The following is a 22,431-nucleotide window of genomic DNA, read 5'->3' as shown; positions in this document are numbered from 1 at the left end:
CTGATCAGACAGGAATATGTCCGTTTCCTGCCTCCGAAGTCCCGCCTGACGGGATAACACAAACCGCCCGATATCTCTCCCCTCGGCGTGTCGCCCCTTTTCGCCCCCACCCACACCTACTCGATCTTGCCCAGCCCCTCCACCATCACCCCAAACCCGACATATCCACAGCCCGGCCCACAAGATCCTTGGCGAAGATCGCCGTTTCCGGTCAGAACCTCGGCCCACACCCCACTTCCTGACCCGAAACGACGATCTCCACATCCGGCGACCGGCCCCGACCACATCCTCAAGATCGTCCAACTTGCCCGGCAGTCGTGCGTATCTTGATCAGCTATTCGCCCAGTTGCCGGGCAAATCGGACGATCTTGGACCATGCCCCGGCGGCGGGCGGGCGGTCAGAGGGCCGCGCGCAGCGCCCAGAGAGCGGGGTAGAAGCGGGTGTCCAGGCGCGAGCGCAGGTAAGGACTGCCCGCGGAGCCGCCGGTGCCGGGCTTGCTGCCGATCTGGCGCTCGGCCATCAGCACGTGCCGGGCTCGCCACAGCGACCACGCCTGGTCGTGGGCGATCAGCGCCTCGGCCAGGTCCCAGAGCGCGCCGTGCCGCTCCCGGTCGCGCGCGATGGCGACCAGGGCGGCCAGCACCTCGCCATCGGAGCCGACCGCGAAGCCGTGCGCGGCGAGCAGCGCCAGGTAGCCGTCCCAGAGCGTCGGCTCGGCCAGCCGGCGGCGCAGCCGCTCCTGCTCGGCCGGGGACAGTCCGCGCAGCCGCTCCAGGAAGCCCGGGTCCTTGAGGCCGGAGATGAACTCGATCTCGCGGAACTGGGCGGACTGGAACCCGGAGGCGGGCGCGAGCAGGGTGCGGAAGGCGAGGAAGTCTTGCGGGGTCATCGTGTCGATGACGTCGACCTGACCGACGAGCAGCACCTCGACCGCGTGGCAGCGCTCCAGGCGCACCCGCGGCAGGTAGCTCTCCCCCGCCAGCATCCGGTCCCGGGCGTCGGCCAGCTCATGCAGCAGCAGCTGGAACCACAGCTCGTACGCCTGGTGGATGGTGATGAACAGCAGCTCGTCGTGGGCGGCGGGGGCGGACTTGGGCACCTGCTGGGACAGCAGCTCGGGCACACGCAGGTAGGCGCCGTAGGTCAGGCGTCCGCCCTGCTCCCCGAAGCTCTGCACGCAGCCACGGTACTCGGACATATATGAAAGAAGGGGCTGTATCGCCTGGATACAGCCCCTTTCCCGATCAACGGGTCACGGACGCGGGTGGTCGGTGTCCATGTGCGGGTAGCGGTGGTCGGTCGGCGGGACGAACGTCTCCTTGATCGTCCGCGGGGACATCCAGCGGATCAGGTTGTGCCAGGAGCCCGCCTTGTCGTTGGTGCCCGAGGCCCGGCCGCCGCCGAAGGGCTGCTGGCCGACGACCGCGCCGGTCGGCTTGTCGTTGAGGTAGAAGTTGCCCGCGGCGAAGCGCAGCTCGTGCGACAGCCACTCCAGCGCCCGCCGGTCCTGCGCGAAGATCGCGCCGGTCAGCGCGTACGGGGCGACGCTCTCCATCTGCTTGACGACCGAGGCGAAGTCCGCGTCGTCGTAGACGTAGACGGCCAGGATCGGCCCGAAGTACTCGGTGGTGAACACCTCGTTGGTCGGATCGGTGCAGACGATCACGGTCGGCTGCACGAAGTAGCCGGTGCTGTCGTCGGCTTCGCCACCCGCGATGATGTCGCAGGACTCCGACGCCTTGGCCTTCTCCAGCGCCGCGGACAGCCGGGCGAACGAGCGCTCGTCGATCACCGCGCCGCCGAAGTTGCGGAAGTCGGTCACGTCGCCGTACGTCAGCGACTCGGTGTCGGCGACGAGCTGGTCGCGCACACCGGACTCCCACAGCGAGCGCGGCACGTACGCCCGCGACGCGGCGGAGCACTTCTGGCCCTGGTACTCGAACGCGCCCCGGACCATCGCGGTGACCAGTGCGGCCGGGTCGGCCGACGGGTGCGCGACGATGAAGTCCTTGCCGCCGGTCTCGCCGACGATGCGCGGGTAGGAGCGGTAGCCGGCGATGTTGTCGCCGATCTGCTTCCACAGGTGCTGGAAGACGCGGGTGGAGCCGGTGAAGTGGATGCCGGCCAGGTCCGGGTCGGCCAGGGCCACCTCGGAGACGGCCAGGCCGTCGCCGGTCACCATGTTGATGACGCCCGGGGGCAGGCCCGCCTCCTCGAACAGCCGCATCAGGAAGTGCGCCGAGAACTGCTGGGTGTGCGCCGGCTTCCAGACCACCGTGTTGCCCATCAGGGCCGGGGTCGCCGGCAGGTTGCCCGCGATGGCGGTGAAGTTGAACGGGGTGACCGCGTAGACGAAGCCCTCCAGCGGGCGGTGGTCGAAGCGGTTCCACACGCCGGGCGAGGAGACCGGCTGCTCGGCCAGCAGCTTGCGGCCGAAGTGCACGTTGAAGCGCAGGAAGTCGATCAGCTCACAGGCCGAGTCGATCTCCGCCTGCTGGACGGTCTTCGACTGGCCGAGCATGGTGGCGCCGTTGAGGGTGTCGCGCCACGGGCCGGAGAGGAGATCGGCGGCCTTCAGGAAGATCGCGGCACGGTCGTCGAAGGACATATCACGCCAAAGAGGGGCGGCTTTCTTCGCGGCCGTCACCGCCGCCACCGCATCGGCGTTGGTGGCATTGTGGGTGACTCCCAGCACATGCGAGTGCTTGTGCGGCTGGACGACGTGGATCGCGTTGCCGCCACCCATACGTTGCTGCCCGTCGATGGTCATCGTCAGTTCGAGCTGCTCCGAGGCGAGCTCCCCGAGACGTTTGTGCAGACGGGATCGCTCAGCGCTGCCCGGTGCGTAGGTGTGCACCGGCTCGTTGTGCGGCTCGGGCACCACGGATACGGCGTCCATCGATGGCTCCTCCGGTCGGAAGGTACGGCAACGTTCTTTGCATACTTGCACGCAAAGTACCGCCACAGCCCGGCCCGGCGGCAGACATGTGATCCGTTCGACCATGACCGGGTCGGCGGCCACCGGGTCGACCGCGTTCCGGTCCTGGTCACCGGGCCCGCCCTACCGCTCCAGCCTACCCACCCCTCCGGCCTGGCTAGGCTAGGTCGCCGGAGCATGGGACCCCGCTCGTCCACGCCTGCCGTCTCGTCGGCGGGCCGGTCGGCCGGACCGGTCCCACCGGTGGCCCCGAGCCAGCCGTCCAGGCCCTTCCGACACGGGGCCGCCGCGGCGAGCACCACGCCGTCGGCAGGCCCACTGTCGCCCAACAGGAGACCACGATGACCGAGCCCGCGACCGCCACGTCCACCGAGTCACCGCGCAAGACCGCGGAGCCTCCCGCCGCGCCCACCCCGCCGCGGGCGCCGTCCACGACCGGCTGGCTGGCCTTCTCCGCCCTGGCCTGGCTCCTGGTGACGCTGCTCTTCTACCGCACCGCGTTCACCGGCGAGGCGGGCGACTGGAGCCTGGTCATGGCGGCGATCCTGCTGCCGCAGGTCATCCAGGCCAATCTGCTCGCCGGGGCAGCGGTCGGGCTGTGGTCCACGCTCGCGCTGGGCCGCCGCAAGGCGTGGGCCGAGCGCGGCGTCGGCCGCTGGGCCGTGGGCACCGCCGCCGGCCTGCTGACCGGCACGCTGGCCAGCGGGGCCGTCCTGCTCGCGTACGGCATGTCGGCGCGCGCCGTCGGTGTGGTGGCCGTCGCCGTCGGGGTGGCCGGGGCGCTCGGCGGGGCGCTCGGCGCGATCCGCCCGGCCCGCATCATGGCGGCGGGCCTGTCCGCGGCGCTGCTGGTGCTGATCTTCCTCAACGTGGTGGCGCTGTTCTCCACTCCGCTGCTGAACGCGTTCGGCAGCGGTGACACCGCGGCCGAGCGCTACTCCGCGAACGGGCTGCTGGCCGGCACCACCGCGATCATCGCGGGCCTGATCGCCGGGCTCGCCGCGTACTGGCGCATCCGGCGCGCGGCCGCGCGCAGCGGGGACACCGCCAAGTGGCCGGTCTACCTGGCCGCGGGCGCGGCCGCCGGGCTGCTGCTGATCGTCGCCGAGTTCTGCACCCGGCTGGGCGTCGCCCAGCTGCTCTCGCTCGCCGAGGCGGACATCTCCGCCGACAGCGAGATCCTGTCCTTCATCGCGGCCTCGCGCCTGAACACCGGGCTGGTCGTGCTGTTCGTCGGCGCGCTCACCACGACCATCGCGTACGGCCGGAGCCTGCCGAAGGCCGTCCGGGACTGAGTGCCTTTCACCGGAGGAGTTCGTCGAGCTCCTCCGGTGCGTACCAGAGCAGGTCGAGATCCTCGGCGGAGTCGACGGTGAACTGCGCGTCCGGGTCGCCGCCCGCGGCCCGCTCGACCACCTCGGCGGCCTCGGCCACCACCGGCTCCGCCTCGGGCTCGTCCACGTGGAACGCGGCGATCGCGGCGCGGCGCACGGCGCCGTCAAGCCGGACCGAGCTGGTGCCGAGATCCCGGCTTTCGGTGATCACCTGACTCGCGGGCACGTCGGCGGAGACCACCACGCGCCGCCGGGGAGCGGACGGGTCGTCACGCAGCAGGCGCAGCGCGTCCTGGGCGGCCCGCATGAAGGCGACGTACTCCAGCTCCTCCTCGTCGCCCTCGGCATACCACTCACGCAGGGCCGGAGTCACCGCGTGCGCGATCGCGCCGGGCAGCTCGTCGGCGTCACGCAACGTCGCCACCAGCTTCACCGTCGCCGGCAGGTACACCCTCACGAGATCGTTCGCCACGTCGGATCCTTCCGTCCCCGTTCGCCTGCGCACAGTCTCGCACGGCGGCACCGGACTCCCGCGTCACACCATCCGGTGGCAAACTGAAGCAACCGCAAGAATCAGCCCCGATTCAGGAGATCCACCGCCATGACCCAGCCGTCGCCCCGGTTCCTCACCCTGGAGCAGGTCGCCGAGGAGCTCAGCACCTCCACGGCGCAGATCTACGCGCTGGTCCGGCGGGGCGAGCTGCCCGCCATCCGGTTGGGCGGGCGCGGCCAGTGGCGCGTGGAACGGTCCCGGCTGGAGGAGTTCATCGCCCAGCTCTACGACGAGGCCCAGCAGTACGTGAAGGACAACCCGCTGGCCGGCGGCGAGGACTGAGCCCGGCGCGGCCCTCGCGCACACCAAGATCGCGAGATAGGCATTGACCGATGCCTCAAGCACAAGCTACAAATGTCAAACGGAGGCAAACTCAAGCAAACTCAAGATCAGAGGTGGTGGTCCCGATGACGGCACTCGCCGTACCGGCCGGATCCGTCCGCATCCATCGCGCGCCCCCGCTCGACCCGCCGTTCGACGACGAGCTGCGCCCCACCACCTACCGGCCGGCCCGGCCCGAACCCAGCGAGGTCATCCCGCCGGAGGCCGTCGCCGGAGCCTCGCCCGAATGCCACACCGCGGCCCTGCGCTTCCTGAACCTGTGCCTGGAGCTGTTCAACGGCTTCCGCTCCCCCGGCCAGCTGCGCCCGCTGCTGCGCGTCACCGAGGCCAACACCGTGCTCGACGAGCTGTCCCGCAGCCTGCGCCGGCTGGCCGCGCTCCGGCAGTCCGTGCCAGCCGGCTCCCCGCGCCGCCCCGTCCGCCGTCGCCAGCTGCGCACCTGCGAGCCCCGCCCGGGTGTCGCCGAGGTCGCCGCGGTGCTCAGCGACGGCCGCACCACCTGGTCGGTGGCGTACCGCCTGGAGCGCGACACCACGAACTGGCGCTGCACCGCCCTCCTGGTGCTCCTCTGACCCCGGGGCGGGCGGCTGCACCCCATCGATCCGCGCCGCCCGCTCCGGGCTCCATACGAAGAAGGACCGGCCCGTGGGCCGGTCCTTCTTCGCTGTGCTGCGTTCGGTGGGTCAGGCAGCGCCGTGGCAGCGCTTGTACTTCTTGCCCGAGCCACAGGGGCAGGGGCTGTTGCGGGAGGCCGGGGCGGCCACCGCGCCGCGGCCACCGCTGCGCGGGGACGGCTTGCGGCCGCCGTCGCCGTTGCCGATGCCCAGCGCCGGAGCCTGCTGCACCTGCGGCGAGCCCGCGCCGGCCGCGCCGTCGATCGTCGGCGAGGTGTACTGCACACGCTGCGGCTGCTGCCGCTGGCCCAGGCCCTTGGCCCGGACCTCGACGTGCGACTCGCCGTCCGGCAGCGGCACGCCCGGCGAGGACGGTTCGGCCGGTGCCTGCTCGACCTGGACCTCCAGGTTGAACAGGAAGCCGACGGCCTCCTCCTTGATGCCCTCCATCATCTGGGCGAACATGTCGAAGCCCTCGCGCTGGTACTCGACCAGCGGGTCACGCTGGGCGTACGCGCGCAGGCCGACACCCTCCTGGAGGTAGTCCATCTCGTAGAGGTGCTCGCGCCACTTGCGGTCGATGACGGCCAGCAGCACCTGGCGCTCCAGCTCGCGCATCGCCTCCGGGCCGAGCTGCTGCTCGCGGCGGTCGTACGCGTCGTGCGCGTCCTGCTTCATCCGCTCGACGAGGAACTCGTGGTCGAAGGTGGTGCGCTCGGCGCCCGTCTCCTCCTCCAGGTCCTCCAGCGTGATGGTGACCGGGTACAGCTGCTTGAGGTTGGTCCACAGCTGGTCGAGGTCCCAGTCCTCGGCGTACTCCTTGCCGGTGCCGACGGTGCCGCCGGTGACGTACGCCGCGACCACGTCGTCGATCATCGAGTCGACCTGGTCGTGCAGGTCCTCGCCGTCGAGCACGCGCTTGCGCTCGGCGTAGACCACCTGGCGCTGCTTGTTCATGACCTCGTCGTACTTGAGCACGTTCTTGCGGATCTCGGCGTTCTGGGCCTCGATCTGCGTCTGCGCGCCCCGGATCTGGCGGGTCACCATCTTCGACTCGATCGGCACGTCGTCCGGGATGTTGAAGCGGTCCATGACCGCCTCGACCGCACCGGAGCGGAACCGGCGCATCAGGTCGTCCTGCAACGACAGGTAGAACCGCGACTCGCCCGGGTCACCCTGCCGACCGGCGCGACCGCGCAGCTGGTTGTCGATGCGGCGGGACTCGTGCCGCTCGGTGCCCAGCACATAGAGGCCGCCCGCGCCGGTGACCTCCTCGGCCTCGGCCGCGCAGGCCTCCTCCCAGGTGGGGAGGATCTCCTCGAGCGCCTTGTAGTAGTCGTCGCCGTTCTCCTCCTCGGTGATCCCCCGCTGGCGCAGCTCCGCCGCGGCGAGGAACTCGGGGTTGCCGCCGAGCAGGATGTCCGTGCCACGACCCGCCATGTTGGTGGCCACCGTGACACCGCCCTTGCGGCCCGCCTGCGCGATGATCTCCGCCTCGCGGGCGTGGTACTTCGCGTTCAGGACCGCGTGCGGGATGCCCTTGCGGCGCAGCAGCTGCGACAGGATCTCGGAGTTCTCCACCGAGACCGTGCCGACCAGCACCGGCTGGCCGGTGGCGTGGCGCTCGGCGATGTCCTCGACGACCGCCTGGAACTTCGCCTTCTCGGTCTTGTAGATGACGTCCGACTTGTCCTGGCGGACCATCGGGCGGTGCGTCGGGATGCTCACCACGCCGACGTTGTAGACCTTGTTGAACTCGCCCGCCTCGGTCTGCGCCGTGCCGGTCATGCCGGACAGCTTCTCGTACATGCGGAAGTAGTTCTGCAGGGTGACCGTCGCCAGGGTCTGGTTCTCCTGCTTGATCTCGACGCCTTCCTTGGCCTCGATCGCCTGGTGCATGCCCTCGTTATAGCGGCGGCCGTGCAGGATACGGCCGGTGAACTCGTCGACGATCAGGACCTCGCCGTCGGAGACGATGTAGTCCTTGTCGCGCTTGAACAGCTCCTTGGCCTTGATGGCGTTGTTCAGGTAGCCGACCAGCGGGGTGTTCACCGACTCGTACAGGTTGTCGATGCCCAGCCGGTCCTCGACCCGGGAGACGCCCCGCTCGGTCACCGCGATGGTGCGCTTGGACTCGTCGACCTCGTAGTCGCCCGAACCGTCCTTGCCCCGCTCCAGCCGGGCCACCACCGCGGCAAACTCGCCGTACCACCGCTGCGACTGCTCGGCCGGGCCGGAGATGATCAGCGGCGTGCGGGCCTCGTCGATGAGGATCGAGTCGACCTCGTCGACGATCGCGAAGCCGTGGCCGCGCTGCACCATGTCCGCGGCCGACCAGGCCATGTTGTCGCGCAGGTAGTCGAAGCCGAATTCGTTGTTCGTGCCGTACGTGATGTCGCAGTCGTAGGCCGCGCGGTGCTCGTCGGCCGGGCGGTTGGGCAGCACCGTCCCGACGGTCAGGCCGAGGAAGCGGTGCACGCGCCCCATCCACTCGGCGTCACGCTGGGCCAGGTAGTCGTTGACCGTGATGACGTGCACGCCCTTGCCGGACAGCGCGTTGAGGTAGGCCGGCAGGGTCGACACCAGGGTCTTGCCCTCACCGGTCTTCATCTCGGCGATGTTGCCGAAGTGCAGGGCCGCGCCGCCCATGATCTGCACGTCGTAGTGCCGCTTGTGCAGCACCCGCTTGGCGGCCTCGCGCACCGTGGCGAACGCCTCGGGGAGCAGGTCGTCCAGGGTCTCCCCGTCGGCGAGACGCTCACGGTACTGGTCGGTCAGTGCCCGCAGCTCGGCATCGCTCAGATCGACGTAGTTCTCCTCGATGGAGTTGACGGCGTCGGCGATGGCCTTGAGCCGGCGGAGCATCCGCCCCTCACCGGCACGGAGGATCTTCTCGAAAATCGACACGGGTGTTCATCGCTCCCTAGACAGTCTGCCGACCCATCGTAGGCGCATCGCACGGCGAATCGTCACCCCCGGGGAAGCGAACCGGCAGAATCGGGCACGAAGTTACAAACCTTCGGGCCGTCGTCGCGCCGTTCGGGGTCGTTCGCGGGCGCCCGGATCCGGCCGCCGGGGAGACGGCCGCCACGGCGTCGGCACGCCGCGCCGGCCGCCCCCGTACCCCCTGACTCCGGGCCGGGCCGCTCCGCCAACGGTGACCATGGTGGCCACCCCTGCGGCCGCCGCGCTGCCGCTATGCTGCCGACTGCTGCGCTCCGGCTGCCGTGATCACGTCAGTCCAGGTCAACGCCGCTCGGGCAGGTGTGGCCCGCGCCAGCCGACAGGGGGGACCGTGACCGACCGACCGCTGCGCTTCGAACTGCTGGGCCCGCTGCGGGCGTGGCACGGCAGCACGGAACTCGACCTGGGACCCGGTAAGCAGCGGGCGGTGCTGGCGATGCTGGTGCTGCACGCCAACCGGCCGGTCGCCCCCGCCGCCATCATCGACGCGGTCTGGCAGTCCGAACCGCCCGAGAACGGGCCGAACGTGGTGCAGAAGTACGTCGCGGGCCTGCGCCGCGCGCTGGACCCCGAGCACTCGCCCCGCAACCCGGGCGGCCTGATCACGCTGACCCCGGCCGGTTATGTGCTGGCGGCGGCCGAGGGCAGCCTCGACACGGACGTCTTCGCCCGGCAGGTGTCCCGCGCGCACGGGCTGCGCACCGAGCGGCGGCTGCTCGAAGCCGTCGCGGTGCTGCGCGACGCCGTGGCGCTGTGGCGGGCCGAGCCGCTGGGCGGCCTGACCGGACCGGCCTTCGACGCGGCCCGCGAGCGGCTGCTGGAGAGCCGCGCCGCCGCCCTGGAGACCATGGTCGAGCTGGAACTCGAACTGGGCCGACACGTGGACGCGGCGACCCGGCTGGTGGAACTGGTGGCCGAATTCCCGCTCCGGGAAGGGCTGCGCCACCTGCTGATCCTGGCGCTCTACCGGTGCGGCCGGCAGGCGGAGGCGCTGGCCGCGTACCGCGACGCCCGCGCGCTGCTGGCCGAGGAGTTCGGGGTGGAACCCGGCGAGCGGCTGCAGCAGCTGCACCGGTCCATCCTGCAGGGCGACCCGGCGCTGCTGCACCCCAACACCGCGCCCGTGGGGCACCCGCATGCCCCAGCGCCGGTGCCCGGCCCACGTCCCGGGCCGCCCGCCGGTTTAGCGCCGCCGCCCTATCCGCAGCCGGTCCCGCCCGGCCACGGCGGCCCGCCTGCCGGCGGCTGGACGCCGTACGGCATGCCGCTGTGGGCGCCGTACCCGGTCCCGGTGCGCGCCCCGGAGTCGGACTCGGCCGGGGCCAAGCGCATCGTGCTCGCCGCGGTGGGTGCGGCGGTGCCGCTGCTCACCTGCGGCTTCGCCGCCTTCGCGGTGATGGGATTCTTCGCCGCGTACCGGCGCAGCTGGCGGATCGGCCTGTCCGCCGTCGCCTACCTGGTCCTGGCCGTGGTCGCGTGGATGTCCGGGGACCCCAGCTCCGAGCAGATCACCACCGGCGACGACATCTCGCTCATGGCGGTGCTGGTGATGTGGGTCGGCGGCGTCGCGCAGGGCCTCTTCCTCGGCCTGGACAAGCCGCGCCACCAACCCGCAGCCGCCCTGGTGCAGGCCATCGAGCTGCGGGTACGCCGGGAGCAGGCGCGCCGCCTGCTGACCCAGCATCCCGACATCGCCCGGCGGCTGCACATCGGCCGGCCCGACCTGGCACCCACCTTCGACGACGGCGGCCTCGTCGACGTGAACGGCGTGCCCGCCGAGGTGCTGGCCCGCGTACCCGGGATCAGCCTGGAGCAGGCCCAGCGCATCGTCGACCACCGCACCACCACCGGCCCGCTGCTGGCCGTCGACCAGCTCGTGGACCACCGGCTGCTGCCCCGGCAGCTCGTCGACGAGCAGCGGGACGTGCTGGTCGCGCTGACCTGAGCGGGGAATCTCCGATGCCGGACCCCAGGCCCGTATGCCAGGGTGGGGCCATGACCGACCCGTACGACAACCCCCAACCGGTCCTGCGCACCGTCACCGACAAGGGTGCCCCGCTGACGCTGCGACCCGCCCAGCTCGGCGACACGCCGGGTGTCCTGGCGGCCTGCCTCGACGAGGAGACGCTGCGCTGGACCACCGTTCCGCTCGGCTACGACCACGAGAAGGCGGTCGGTTTCGTGACCGGCTACGCCCCCGGCTGGTGGGAACGCCGGCAGGGCGCCGCGTTCGTGCTCGCGGACGCCGACGACGCCTACGTGGGCCAGATCGACCTGCGCGTCTCCGGTGACCCGCAGGTCGCCGACGTCGGCTTCCTCACCGCACCGCACGCCCGCGGCCACGGCTACATGAGCGCCGCGCTGCGCGCCGTGGCCGAGTGGGGCATCCGCGAGCTCGGCCTGGCCCGGGTGGAGTGGAAGGCGTACGTCGGCAACGACGGCTCGCGCCGGGTGGCCGAGAAGGCCGGCTTCCGCTACGAGGGTCTCCAGCGCAGCGGCTGCGCCCACCGCGGCGAGCGCCGCGACGCGTGGACCGCGGCCATGGTCCGCGAGGACCTCGACGGGGAGAAGGCATGAGCGAGCCCCGGGAGCCGTTCACGCTGGACGGCGGCACGGTGCGCCTGCGGCCGTGGCGGCTGCGCGATGCCGCGCAGCTGCGCGAGGCCTGCGACGACCCGGTGACGGCGCACTTCATGGCGCAGATGCCCGCCCCGTACACGGCGAAGGACGCGCGTTGGTGGATCACCGAGGGGTCGCCCGCGACCTGGCAGCAGGGCGAGGCGACCTGGGCGGTGGTGGACCCGGTCACCGATGAGGTGCTCGGCGGGGCCGGGCTGAGCCACCTGCAGGCCGACCGCCGCCAGGCCGAGGTCGGCTACTGGGTCGCGCCGTGGGCGCGCCGCCGGGGTGTGGCCACCGCGGTGACCCGGGCCATCACCGACTGGGCGTTCGGCACGCTGGGCGTGCACCGCATGGAGCTGCTCACGGTGCCGGCGAACGCGGCCAGCCAGCGGGTCGCGCTGGCGGCGGGCTTCACCCGCGAGGGCGTACGCCGCGGCACGGCCCCCCGCCGCGACGGCTCCCCCGGCGACTACGTGGTCTTCGTCAGGTTGGCGAGCGACCCGCCCGGCCCGGTGCCGCCCGGCCTGCCCGAGTTCCCGGACGGCGAGCTGAGCGACGGGCGGGTGCGGCTGCGCCGGATCGCCCCGGCCGACGCCGAGGACTACTTCGCGCTGGCCGAGCTGCCCGAGGTGGCCCGCAGCAACGTCGGCGGCCCGACCACCCTGGACGGGGTGCGCGAGCGCTGCGCCACCGCCGAGTCGGACTGGCTGGCCGGCACCCGGGCCACCTGCGTGATCCTGGACGCCGAGAGCGGCGCGTTCGCCGGTGAGATCGGCCTGTACTACCACGAACGCTTCCTGCAGCAGGCGATCCTCGGCTACGCGCTGCGCCCGGAGCACCGCGGCCGGGGGTTCGCCACCGCGGCGGCCCGGCTGCTCAGCGACTGGGCGATGGAGCAGGCGGACGTGGTGCGCGTGGTCGCCGGGACGTTCCCCTACAACGAGGCATCGCGGCGGGTGCTGGAGCGGTCCGGTTTCGAGCTGGAGGGCACGCTCAAAGCCCGGCTGCCGGGGCGCGACGGCACCCGCATCGACGACATCCAGTACGTGCGGATCGCCGAGAAGCACCGCTGACACGAAGATCGGCCTGTCCCATCCGGCGGACGGGACAGGCCGAGACCTGCCTATCGGCTGTTCACCAGGCCAGCGTCAGCAGCCCGTAGTCGTACGCCTTGCGGCGGTAGACGACGCACGGCCGTCCGCTGTCCTTGTCGTGGAACAGGTAGAAGTCGTGCCCGACCAGCTCCATCTGGTACAGGGCGTCGTCGACTGTCATCGGCTCACCGGAGAACTCCTTCTCCCGCACGATGTGCCACGGCTGGTCCTGGTCCTCCAGGGCGTCCATCGGTCCGCCCGCGCCGTTGGCGGAGCGCGCGAGCGTGGCGGTGGCGGTGCCGCCCATGGGGGGTTCGAACAGGGCCAGGTTCGCGGTGGCCTCGGCGACGGAGACCGGGGCGCGACGGCCGCGGTGCACCCGGCGGCGGTCGGCGGCCTTGCGCAGGCGGCGGTCGAGCCGCTCAACGGCCTCGTCGAGTGCGGAGTAGAAGTCGCTGGCGGCACCGGTGGCGCGGATCACGGGGCCGCGGGTGACACAGGTGATCTCGATGTGCTGGCAGGAATCAGCTTGGCGCGGGTTGCGCTCGTGGATTAGCTCGACGTCGAATTCAATGATCTTCTGGTCGTAACGCTCAACTTTTTGCAGCTTGTCGGCCACATGAACCCGGAAATGATCCGGAACTTCGACATTACGACCCTTGACCTCGATGTCCACGCCTGACCTCCCACGGTCTGTCCGAGTGCGGAACACCCCGGCAACTGGTGTCCGGGGCGCACTTCTGTAAGCCCCTTCCGACGCTCTCGTTCACCGCTGAGCGGTGACCTCCATCAGGTGGTTGGCTTCTGACGCTAGCCTCTTGTCAGCCACTCGTCATCCCTTGTACCAAGACTGTTTTGACGAGATTCGCCCTTTCGGTACCGCGCGTCACGGAGCCGTCACCCAGCATCGATCAAGCCATTATCCGAAGATTACGGCCATATTGCGCGGTGCGGCAGGTACCGGCGTGTCGCGGCTAGCGTCACGCACGTGTCTACGCGTACGCCCACCCCCGCGAGCAGCGACGATGCGGCGGCCAGGGTCGCCCCGGTGGTCACGATGTCGTCCAGCAGCACGGTCACGGACCCGGGCACTGCCCGCCTCGCGTCCTCCAGCGGACCACGCCGCAACGTGAACGCCCCCGACGCACCAGCCGCCCGCTCGGCCGACGACAGGTGCGCCGAATCGGCCTTCGGCAGGGTGCGCAGCGGCGCGGCCAGCTCCACGCGCCGACCCGCCTCCCGCAGCCGCTCAGCCGCGCACCGGGCCAGCGCCCGCATGTGGTCACCGTGCCGGGCACGGGCCGCCTCGGCCGTGTCGGGGACGTACAGCAGCAGCAACGGGCGATCCGGGGCGGCCGACGCGGCGACGGCCTCGGCCAGCAGCGCGCCCAGGGGCCGGGCCAGCCGGTGCCGACCGCGCTCCTTGAACGCGAGGATCAGCTCCCGCAGCCGCCCGTCGTACGCGCCCAGCGCCACGCAGGCGGGCAGCCCCGCTGGGGCCGGATCGGGGCGGGTCGGCGCCGCGCGCAGCGACTCGACCGCACGGGCGCAGTCGGCGCAGACCTCATGGCGAAGCGCCAGCCCGGACCCGCCACACCCGGCGCAGGACGTGGGCAGCACCAGATCGGCCAGTGCCTGCCAGAGCGCCCCGACCGGCACGGCTCAGCCCTCGTAGCAGGCGGCCGATGCGACGACTTTCGGCTTGGGTTCCGGCGAACCCGACGCGGCCGGCGAGGGCGTGGCGGTGGGCTCCGGTGCCGTGGGCAGCACGAGACCCCCGCTGAGAGGCAGCAGCGTGTCGTCCTCGAACGCCTGGTTGGCCTCGCCGTTGACGTCGAGGAGCACTTTGCCCGTCCGCGCCGGCTGCCGGGCGTCCACCACGTACCCCACCAGGTTGGAGACCTCGGCCTTGACGTTGGTGGTGATGACGTCTTCCATCACGCCGTCCACGGAGACGTGGGCGAGCTGGACCTTGACGTCCGGTCCGGCGCTGGCCACGACGAGGGTGTCCTCCCGCAGGAAGCCGACGCCGCGCAGTGCGGGCAGGCTCGTGTACAGCTCGCGCGGTTCGCCGATCACGAACGAGCCCAGCGCGTTCTCCTGCCGCAGCAGCGGGGCGATGTGCAGCTTGTTGCCACTCACCAGGGCGATCCGCCGGCCGTCCGGCGCGACGGCGACAGCGGTGATGGCCCCCTTCACCGAGGAACTGTCGACCTGGACCGCCTTGCGATCCCCGACCTTGACGGCCCACAGGCGACCGTTGCCGAGCACCATCACGACCTCTGCAGACCGGTCCAGCCAGAAGGGCATGCCGAGCGACGGGTTCTTCAGGTCGCCGAAATCGACCTCTTGCAGCACGCTGTCGCGACGGCCGACCCACAGCCCTTCCCGGCCCTTGGCGTCGACGCGCACGAGCGCGAACGCTGCTTCGCGTGCGGCCACACCAGCCGACTTCACCCTGTTGTTGGACTCGGCGGCCAGCGGCAGCTGGCCCTTGTCATCCGGGCTGCTGATACGCCGGAGCACACCGGTGGCACGTTCCACCGCGTACCGGCCCGGCTCCCGGATCTCGCCGGTGCCCGCAGCCCGGTTGGCCGCCAGGAAGTTGCCCGACGTCGGATAGACCCGAGACTCGACCCGCAACTCCAACTGACCCTTGGGCAGCAGCGTCCAGTAGAGCTGGGCCGCGAGCGAGTCCCGCACGTCACCCTCGGCCATGTCGGCGATACCGGCGAGGCTGACAACCGTCTTCTGGTCGTCCGTGACGATGTTGTTCAAGCGCCTGGTGCCGCCCGGCAGACCGTTGACCTTTATCGCGGGGGCGAGCCAGGGCGACGGGCCTTTCAGCAGCCAGTCGAGCAGCCGGTTGTCCCGCTGCTCCAGTGCCTTCGGCACGTAGCGCAGATCCGGCACCAGCGAGGTGCCGTCCTTGTTCCAGAAGTAGATCGGCACCTGGTCGTAGTACCGCTTCAGACCATCCCTCGACAGGAGGAGTTCGCTCGGCAGCCTGGACGGCTGGCCGGTGATGAACAGACCCAGCGAGCCGACCTGCTCCACCTTGAACGTGAGCTTCGTCTGGCCGCTGCGCGGTTCGATACGGCCGTCGACGGTGAGCACGCCGAGGTAACGGACCTTCACCTCGACGGTGTGCTCAATGGAGTTCTCCGTCGGCTCCTCGGCCCAGTCGACGAGGGTCAGTTCGCCGTCACCGCTGGGCTTCCAGTCATCGCGCAGGTTCGGAGCCAGGTAGCTGCGCACGACGTTGCTCATGATGTCCTCGTGGGAGGCGGGCAGGCCGTGATCACCGGCTGCCGACTCGAGGAAGTTCTTGACGAGCTGGCTCGGGTTCGTCACGTTGACGTCGCGCGGCCGCGGACCCGACTTCCCCGAAGGCGCCTGCCCGGGAGCCGCCGTCGGGCCGGCGCCGTCGCGCACCACGCCGCTGTCGATCCCGATGCCGCAGCCGGCGACGGCGAGCCCGGCGAATGCCGCCACCAGTACACGCGCCAGCCAGCTTCTACCCGCCGCGCGGGCTCGTCCGGTCCGCTTGCTCATATCCGCTCCTCGTCACGCCGATCGGCGGCCCCGACCCGCACGACCGGCCTGGCCCGCGTCACGCCGGCACTCCCGGCTGCTCCGCGCGCTGACGCGCCACCGCCGGCTCGACCGGGATCAGCGGCAGCGGCGAGCCCGCCAGCCGGCCCCCGGCCCGGACCGGCAGCGTGAGCCGGAACTGAGCGCCGTTGCCCGGCGCGCCCCACGCCTCCAGCCAGCCGCCGTGCAGCCGGGCGTCCTCAAGGCTGATCGACAGCCCGAGTCCCGTGCCGCCGGTCTGCCGGGCGCGGGATGGGTCGGCCCGCCAGAACCGGTTGAACACCAGCTTCTCCTCGCCCGGCTTCAGGCCCACCCCGTGGTCCCGCACGGTGATGGCGACCGCACGCGCGTCCATGCCCAGAGTGATCGTCACCGGCTGCCCCTCGCCGTGGTCGACCGCGTTGCCCACCAGGTTGCGCAGAATCCGCTCCACCCGGCGCGGGTCGATCTCGGCGATGATCGGGGGATCTGGCGAGACCAGCTCCAGGCTCACCCCGACCCGCTCGGCCACGGATTCCAGCCGCTCGGTCACCCGGCGCACGACGGTGACCAGGTCGGTCGGCTCGGAGTCCAGCATCGCGAATCCGGCGTCGAACCGGCTGATCTCCAGCAGGTCGGTGAGCAGCTCCTCGAACCGGTCCAGCTCCGCCTGCAGCAGCTCGGCGCTGCGCGCCGAGGCCGGGTCGAAGTCCTCGCGCTGGGAGTAGAGCAGGTCGGCGGCCATCCGCACGGTGGTCAGCGGGGTGCGCAGTTCGTGCGAGACGTCCGAGGTGAACCGACGCTGCAGGCGCGACATCTCCTCCAGGCGCACGATCTGGCGCTGCAGGTTGGCTGCCATCTGGTTGAACGCGTCGGCGAGCAGCGCCATCTCGTCCTCGCCCTTGACGACCATCCGCTGGTCGAGCAGGCCGGCGGACAGCCGCTGGGCGGTGCGGGCCGCCACCCGTACCGGGCTGACCGTCGCCCGGGTCACCAGTGCGGTGACCATGCCGAGCAGCAGCACCAGCGCGACGCCTACGAAGCTCACCGTCGACTGGATATCCCCGGCGACCTCGACCTCGGTGTCCACCGGAAAGAGGTAGTAGAGCTCGACCGAGCCGCCCGACAGCTTCGGCGCGGGCACCGGGGAGCCGTAGACGAGGTACGTACGGGTCCTGCCGTGTCCGGTGGCCGCATCGCCGAGATTCGCCGAGACGTACTGGTGGTAGTAGTCAGGGGTGTTCCGGACCGACTCCTTCAGCTCCTGGGTGATCACCTGGGTGAGCTTCGGGCCCTGCGGCCAGGACAGCCCCTCGCTGCCACCGGGCACGTTCGAGGTGAGCTCCTTGCTGAACTGCATCGACACCACGACGCTGCCCTGGCCGGGGCCAGCCAGGGTGCCCAGCAGTCCGGTCACCTGGCGCGGCATGTCCGGGCTCTCCGCGCTCGGAATGGTCCCGAGCTGTTCGGTCGCGTCCTGTACACCCTTGAGGAACTGGCTCTCGGCGTCCTCTTCCGCCCCGCGCAGCAGGCTCTTGGTGCTGCTGTCGGCGATCAGGTAGCCGAAGCCGCCGACCAGCACGCTGGAGCAGAGCAGGGTGATGGTGACCATGCGCAGCTGCAGCGAGCGCCGCCAGATCCGCCGGGCCTGGCGCACGCCCGGGGCCAGCCGCCGCGCCGCGGGGCGCAGCGCGGGGACCCGGGCCGTCTTCTTCACCAGCCGCTTGAGCGCGGCATTCGCCTGAGCGGCGCGTCCGGGCACGCCCGCACGCTGCCCGTCGACCCCCGCCTCGCGGGGTTCGGGCAGCTCAACAGGGGTGGGGGTGGGGGTGGTCACGGTCGGACAAGGTTAGCTGGTGCCGGCTTTGTAGCCCACGCCGCGAACGGTCAAGATGATCTCCGGGCGCTCGGGATCCGGTTCGATCTTGGCCCGGAGCCGCTGCACGTGCACGTTCACCAGGCGGGTGTCCGCGGAGTGGCGGTAGCCCCACACCTGCTCCAGTAGCACCTCGCGGGTGAACACCTGGCGCGGCTTGCGGGCCAGCGCCACCAGCAGGTCGAACTCCAGCGGGGTCAGCTTCACCTCGGCCCCGTTGCGGGTCACCGTGTGCGCCGGCACGTCGATGATGATCTGGTTGTCCGGCGGCCCGATGGTCAGCAGCTCGGGGGTGACGTCCTCGCCCCGGCGCAGCCGGGCCCGCACCCGGGCCACCAGCTCCTTGGGCTTGAACGGCTTGACCACGTAGTCGTCGGCCCCGGACTCCAGGCCCAGCACCACGTCGACGGTGTCGCTCTTGGCGGTCAGCATCACGATCGGCACGCCGGACTCGGCCCGGATGGCACGGCAGACGTCCAGCCCGCTCATGCCGGGCAGCATCAGGTCCAGCAGCACCACGTCGGGGCGCGCCTCGCGGAACGCGGCCAGGGCCCGCTCGCCGTCGGCGACGAACGCCGGCACGAACCCCTCGCTGCGCAGCACGATGCCGAGCATCTCGGCGAGCGCGGGATCGTCGTCCACCACCAGGACACGGGCCCTCATGCGGTAAACCTCGGCATCATCGGCTCGCTCATGCCGTCCAATATCCCATCCCACCCGCCGAGACACGAACCCGCTTCACCGATCTCGTCCGATCGGCCAGGGTAGGGGCCACGTATGTGGCCACGCCGTGCCAGGATGGCGGCGGCCTCCGCCACCCCCGGAACATGGTCCGTCCCCGCCGCGCTCGCGCATCGTGCGGGGACTCCCCCACGGTCCGCCGACACCCCTCGGAGCGACGATTGGAACGCGCCGCGCCCTCGGCCGCGCGCCGGCTGCCGCGTGACGAAGCGCTGCCGCTGCGCCCGCTCACCCTGGGCGAGCTGCTGGACACCGCTTCCGAGCTGGTACGCCGCCGCGCCGCAGCGCTGCTGGTGACCGCCGCGGTGCTCGCCGCGCTGGAGCAGGCGGTGCTGGTGCCCGGACGGCTGAGCCTGGACATCCGCCTCAGCGAGGGCGTACCCGATCTCAGCGGCAGCTACTGGGTGCTGCTGGCCACCGGGGCGGGCCTGGAGGCTCTGATCATCGCCTGGCTCGGCGGTCCGGCGGGCCGGGCCGCGGTCGCCGCCGTCACCGGCAAGCCGGTCCCCCGGAGCCGGTGGCAGGACCGCCGCCGGCAGGGCACGGCGATCGCGCTGGTGGGCCTGGTCGCGGCGGTGCCGTCGGCGCTCGGGGCGTTCCTCGGCCCGGTGTGGCTGCTCGGATACCCGCTGTTCGGGCTGGCCGCGGTCGCGGTCACGATCGAGCGGCGCGGGCCGTTCGGAGCGCTCAAGCGCGGGGCCGGGCTGGCCTTCCGCGGGGGCATGCGCGGGGCCGCGGTCCGGATCGTCGGCTACGCCTCCTGGCTGCTCATCCGCTTCGCCTTCTACCTCGGTCTGCTGGCCGGGCTGGGATACCTGCCGCTGTCCGCCGAGGCGGCGGAGTGGCTGCTGGTGCCGCTGATCGTCGCGGCCAACACGCTGGCGTACGCCAGCCTGGCGGCCCTGGACGCCGCGCTGCTGATCGAGTCGCGGGTCCGGCAGGAGGGCCTCGACCTGTGGCTGACCGGAGCCGCCCGGCACCGCGAGCCCGGCCCCGAGATGCTGGCGGCCCGCTGATGCGCGGGTGGAACGAACTTGTCGCGGTCTTCGACGACGTCGTCCCGTTCGGGCTGGCCGCGCTGCTGCTCCTGCTGCTCGCGGCCATCGTCGCGGTGCTGTGGTTCACCTACCCGGGCTGGCTGCCCAGACGCTGGCGGATGCGCCGGGCCAAACGCGCCGACGAGGCGGTGTCGTACACCGAGCCGGCCGACGACCGGCCCGATCCGGACGAGGACGAGACCGGGGTGGAAGAGCTGCCCGCGCTGGCGCCGGAGGTCTACCTCTCGCAGGCCGACCGCTACGCGGCTGAGGGCCGCTGGGCCGAGGCGGTGCGCGAGCGGCTGCGGGCCATGGTGCGCGAACTCGTCGACCGGGGCGTCGTCGAGCACGTGCCCGGCTGGACGGTGACCGAGCTGGCGCGCGCCGCCGGCGGGGCCCGTCCGGAACTGGGACCTGCCCTGCAGAGCGCGACGGGTGTCTTCTCCGGCATCTGGTACGCCCAGCGCCCGGCGACCGCCGCGGACGACGAGCAGATGCGGGGCCACCTGGCCACCGTGCACGAACTGGTGCGAGGTGGACGATGACGGCCCGGACCCGACGCCGCCGCTGGCGGCTGGTGCTGCCGTTCCTGCCGGTCGTGGCGCTGCTCGGCTTCTCGGTGATCGCGCACGGGGTCGAGGAGCCGTCGCCGTCCGACCCGGCGTACCTGTCGCCGGTCGGCGACGGCCCGGACAGCGCGGCCGGGCTGGCCGAGCAGCTGCGGGCCCGGGGCGTGACGATCCGCCGGGTCACCGGCAGCGACGAGGCCTTCGACGCGGTGGAGGCCGCCGGCGGGGACGCGACGCTGTTCGTGCCCACCCCCGGCTACCCGTACCGGGGCCAGCTGAGCAGGCTGTCCTGGCTGCCTGACCGGACCCGCGTGGTGCTGGTGGAACCGGACGACAGCGAGACCGGGCAGGCCGTCGACACGCTCGGGACGGTCCGGCGGCGCTGGGCGACCGGCGTGACCGGCCGCGGCGCGGACTGCCGGCTGACCGACGCCGGTCCGGCCGCAGTGGTGCGGACCCGCTACGCGCGGTGGGAGGACTCGGTCGCCACGGTCGAGAGCTGCTACGACGGCGGCGTGGTCCGGGTCTTCGAGTACGGCGTGGAGTTCGTGCTCGTCGGCAGCGCCGACCCGTTCCGGGCGGTCCGGGCCGCCGAGCACGACAACACCGGGCTCGCGCTCGACCTGCTCAGCGCGAAGAGCACCCTGGTCTGGCTCGACCTGCACGAGCGGGAGGCGGTCCCGCCGACGCCGCCGAGGCCGCGGACCGAGGTGAGCCCCCGGCCGCAGACCGAGCAGCCGGAGCGGCGGGAGGGCCCGAGCCCGTTCCCCGACTGGCTGTTCTGGGTGGTGGTGACACTGCTGGCGGCGACGCTGACGATCGTCCTGGCACGCGGTCGGCGGCTGGGCCCGCCCGTGCCGGAGGCGCTGCCGGTCGAGGTGCCGGCCGCCGAGACCGCGGCCGGGCGGGGACGGCTCTACCGGCGGGTCCGCGCTCGCGGCCCGGCGCTGGAGACGCTGCGGGCCGCCGCCCGGCGCAGGCTGGCCGTGGCGTTGGGCCTGCCCGCCACGGTGGAGTCCGAGACGCTGCTGCCCGCGCTGCAGGCGCGCACCGGCGAGCACCCGCACCGGCTCGGCGAGATCCTCTACGGGCCGCCGCCGCAGACCGACGAAGAGCTGCACACCCGCGCTGTGGAGCTGCGGGACCTGGTCGAACACGTGACCGCACGACCTGTCGAAGAAGGAGAGCACCGGTGACCGAGCCGTTGACGACCGAGCACGCCGAACCCGCCCGCGAGGCGCTCGGCCGGCTGCGCGCGGAGGTGGCCAAGGCGGTGGTCGGCCAGGACGGCGTCGTCGCCGGGCTGGTCATCGCCCTGCTGTGCCGCGGGCACGTGCTGCTGGAGGGCCCGCCCGGGGTCGCCAAGACCCTGCTGGTGCGCAGCCTCGGCGCGGCCCTGGACCTGGAGATGAAGCGCATCCAGTTCACCCCGGACCTGATGCCCGGTGACGTGACCGGCTCGGTGATCTACGACCCGCGCAGCGCGGAGTTCCAGTTCCGGCCCGGCCCGGTCTTCACCAACCTGCTGCTGGCCGACGAGATCAACCGGACGCCGCCGAAGACCCAGTCGTCGCTGCTGGAGGTCATGGAGGAGCGCCAGGTCTCCGCGGACGGCGTGACCCGGGCACTGCCCGAGCCGTTCCTGGTCGCCGCGACGCAGAACCCGATCGAGCACGAGGGCACCTACCCGCTGCCCGAGGCGCAGGTGGACCGCTTCCTGCTGAAGCTGACCGTGCCGCTGCCCGCCCGCGAGGAGGAGCTGGGGGTGCTGCGCGCGCACCACGCCGGCTTCGACCCACGCGACCTCGGCGCGGTCGGCATCAAGGCGGTCGCCGGACCGGTCGAGCTGGCCGCGGCGCGGGAGGCGGTCGGCCGGGTCACCGTGACCGAGCCGGTGCTGGGATACATCGTGGACGTCTGCCGGGCCACCCGGGCCACCCCGTCGGTGGAGCTGGGCGCGTCGCCCCGTGGCGCGACGTCGCTGCTGGCCACCGCGAAGGCGTGGGCCTGGCTGGGCGGCCGCGACCACGTGACGCCGGACGACGTGAAGGTGATGGCCCGGCCCACGCTGCGGCACCGGCTGCGGCTGACGCCCGAGGCGGAGCTGGAGGGGGTCACCGCCGAGTCGGTCCTCGACGCCGTGCTCGCCTCCGTGCCCACCCCGCGGTAGGGC

18 protein-coding genes and 1 pseudogene are annotated in these 22,431 nt (G+C 72.0%); 10 read left to right on the top strand and 9 right to left on the bottom strand.

What is annotated here, in order from left to right; translation table 11 throughout:
• Nucleotides 1–398: 398 nt before the first annotated feature.
• Both AB0B66_RS03625 and pruA read right to left on the bottom strand, forming a co-directional pair.
• The gene (locus tag AB0B66_RS03625) at nt 399–1,199 is read right to left on the bottom strand and encodes a tryptophan 2,3-dioxygenase family protein (RefSeq protein WP_360522325.1); all 801 of its coding nucleotides are present in this window, start codon (nt 1,197–1,199) and stop codon (nt 399–401) included.
• Between the two features lie 54 nt (nt 1,200–1,253).
• Nucleotides 1,254–2,900, bottom strand: coding sequence for an L-glutamate gamma-semialdehyde dehydrogenase (gene pruA, locus AB0B66_RS03620; protein WP_360522322.1), 1,647 nt, complete (start codon nt 2,898–2,900; stop codon nt 1,254–1,256).
• A gap of 380 nt (nt 2,901–3,280) precedes the next feature.
• On the opposite strand from pruA, the gene AB0B66_RS03615 reads away from it, so the two are divergent.
• Nucleotides 3,281–4,234 (top strand): hypothetical protein, encoded by a 954-nt coding sequence (locus AB0B66_RS03615; RefSeq protein WP_360522319.1) that lies wholly within the window; start codon nt 3,281–3,283, stop codon nt 4,232–4,234.
• Between the two features lie 7 nt (nt 4,235–4,241).
• Here the strand turns inward: AB0B66_RS03615 and AB0B66_RS03610 are convergent, their stop codons facing one another.
• Nucleotides 4,242–4,745: a hypothetical protein gene (locus AB0B66_RS03610; protein WP_360522316.1), complete on the bottom strand. Its 504-nt coding sequence runs from the start codon at nt 4,743–4,745 to the stop codon at nt 4,242–4,244.
• Between the two features lie 129 nt (nt 4,746–4,874).
• Here AB0B66_RS03610 and AB0B66_RS03605 point away from each other — a divergent pair, with 129 nt between their 5' ends.
• Both AB0B66_RS03605 and AB0B66_RS03600 read left to right on the top strand, forming a co-directional pair.
• A complete protein-coding gene (locus AB0B66_RS03605; RefSeq protein ID WP_360522313.1) occupies nt 4,875–5,108 on the top strand; it encodes a helix-turn-helix domain-containing protein in 234 nt (77 codons plus the stop codon).
• Nucleotides 5,109–5,233: 125 nt separating this feature from the next.
• Nucleotides 5,234–5,740, top strand: a complete 507-nt coding sequence (locus AB0B66_RS03600) for an Rv3235 family protein (RefSeq protein ID WP_360522310.1) — start codon at nt 5,234–5,236, stop codon at nt 5,738–5,740.
• Nucleotides 5,741–5,851: 111 nt separating this feature from the next.
• Here the strand turns inward: AB0B66_RS03600 and secA are convergent, their stop codons facing one another.
• Complete coding sequence (secA, locus tag AB0B66_RS03595) at nt 5,852–8,689, bottom strand: preprotein translocase subunit SecA (RefSeq protein WP_360522307.1); 2,838 nt, start codon at nt 8,687–8,689, stop codon at nt 5,852–5,854.
• Nucleotides 8,690–9,077: 388 nt separating this feature from the next.
• On the opposite strand from secA, the gene AB0B66_RS03590 reads away from it, so the two are divergent.
• Genes AB0B66_RS03590 through AB0B66_RS03580 form a run of 3 tightly spaced genes read left to right on the top strand, consistent with a single transcriptional unit; the run spans nt 9,078 to nt 12,441 of the window.
• Nucleotides 9,078–10,691 (top strand): BTAD domain-containing putative transcriptional regulator, encoded by a 1,614-nt coding sequence (locus AB0B66_RS03590; RefSeq protein WP_360522304.1) that lies wholly within the window; start codon nt 9,078–9,080, stop codon nt 10,689–10,691.
• Between the two features lie 50 nt (nt 10,692–10,741).
• The gene (locus AB0B66_RS03585) at nt 10,742–11,323 is read left to right on the top strand and encodes a GNAT family N-acetyltransferase (RefSeq protein ID WP_360522301.1); all 582 of its coding nucleotides are present in this window, start codon (nt 10,742–10,744) and stop codon (nt 11,321–11,323) included.
• Nucleotides 11,320–12,441 carry a GNAT family N-acetyltransferase gene (locus AB0B66_RS03580; protein ID WP_360522298.1) on the top strand — a complete coding sequence of 374 codons (1,122 nt, stop codon included), beginning with the start codon at nt 11,320–11,322 and terminating at the stop codon, nt 12,439–12,441. The genes AB0B66_RS03585 and AB0B66_RS03580 overlap by 4 nt, the downstream gene beginning before the upstream one ends.
• A 61-nt stretch (nt 12,442–12,502) precedes the next feature.
• Here the strand turns inward: AB0B66_RS03580 and raiA are convergent, their stop codons facing one another.
• The 5 genes and pseudogenes from raiA to mtrA form a co-directional block, all read right to left on the bottom strand.
• Complete coding sequence (gene raiA / locus AB0B66_RS03575; RefSeq protein WP_120316859.1) at nt 12,503–13,138, bottom strand: ribosome-associated translation inhibitor RaiA; 636 nt, start codon at nt 13,136–13,138, stop codon at nt 12,503–12,505.
• Between the two features lie 254 nt (nt 13,139–13,392).
• A complete protein-coding gene (locus tag AB0B66_RS03570; protein WP_360522294.1) occupies nt 13,393–14,121 on the bottom strand; it encodes a phosphoribosyltransferase family protein in 729 nt (242 codons plus the stop codon).
• Between the two features lie 3 nt (nt 14,122–14,124).
• The gene (locus AB0B66_RS03565; RefSeq protein ID WP_360522291.1) at nt 14,125–16,017 is read right to left on the bottom strand and encodes an LpqB family beta-propeller domain-containing protein; all 1,893 of its coding nucleotides are present in this window, start codon (nt 16,015–16,017) and stop codon (nt 14,125–14,127) included.
• A gap of 106 nt (nt 16,018–16,123) precedes the next feature.
• Nucleotides 16,124–17,725: pseudogene (gene mtrB, locus AB0B66_RS03560) on the bottom strand (MtrAB system histidine kinase MtrB); the annotation flags it as partial.
• Nucleotides 17,726–17,884: 159 nt separating this feature from the next.
• On the bottom strand, nt 17,885–18,574 hold the full coding sequence (gene mtrA / locus AB0B66_RS03555) for an MtrAB system response regulator MtrA (protein WP_120316862.1): 690 nt from the start codon (nt 18,572–18,574) through the stop codon (nt 17,885–17,887).
• Nucleotides 18,575–18,813: 239 nt separating this feature from the next.
• On the opposite strand from mtrA, the gene AB0B66_RS03550 reads away from it, so the two are divergent.
• The 4 genes from AB0B66_RS03550 to AB0B66_RS03535 are packed head-to-tail and all read left to right on the top strand — an operon-like array spanning nt 18,814 to nt 22,428.
• The gene (locus AB0B66_RS03550) at nt 18,814–19,668 is read left to right on the top strand and encodes a hypothetical protein (protein WP_360522288.1); all 855 of its coding nucleotides are present in this window, start codon (nt 18,814–18,816) and stop codon (nt 19,666–19,668) included.
• Nucleotides 19,668–20,234 carry a DUF4129 domain-containing protein gene (locus AB0B66_RS03545; protein WP_360522285.1) on the top strand — a complete coding sequence of 189 codons (567 nt, stop codon included), beginning with the start codon at nt 19,668–19,670 and terminating at the stop codon, nt 20,232–20,234. Before AB0B66_RS03550 ends, AB0B66_RS03545 begins: the two co-directional genes overlap by 1 nt.
• Nucleotides 20,231–21,454 (top strand): DUF4350 domain-containing protein, encoded by a 1,224-nt coding sequence (locus tag AB0B66_RS03540; protein ID WP_360522282.1) that lies wholly within the window; start codon nt 20,231–20,233, stop codon nt 21,452–21,454. The genes AB0B66_RS03545 and AB0B66_RS03540 overlap by 4 nt, the downstream gene beginning before the upstream one ends.
• Nucleotides 21,451–22,428 (top strand): MoxR family ATPase, encoded by a 978-nt coding sequence (locus AB0B66_RS03535; protein ID WP_360522279.1) that lies wholly within the window; start codon nt 21,451–21,453, stop codon nt 22,426–22,428. The genes AB0B66_RS03540 and AB0B66_RS03535 overlap by 4 nt, the downstream gene beginning before the upstream one ends.
• Nucleotides 22,429–22,431 lie beyond the last annotated feature (3 nt).

Source organism: Catellatospora sp. NPDC049111 (genome assembly GCF_040648615.1).
Classification (GTDB): Bacteria; Actinomycetota; Actinomycetes; order Mycobacteriales; family Micromonosporaceae; genus Catellatospora; species Catellatospora aurea.
This window is presented reverse-complemented; position numbering and strand designations above follow the sequence as displayed.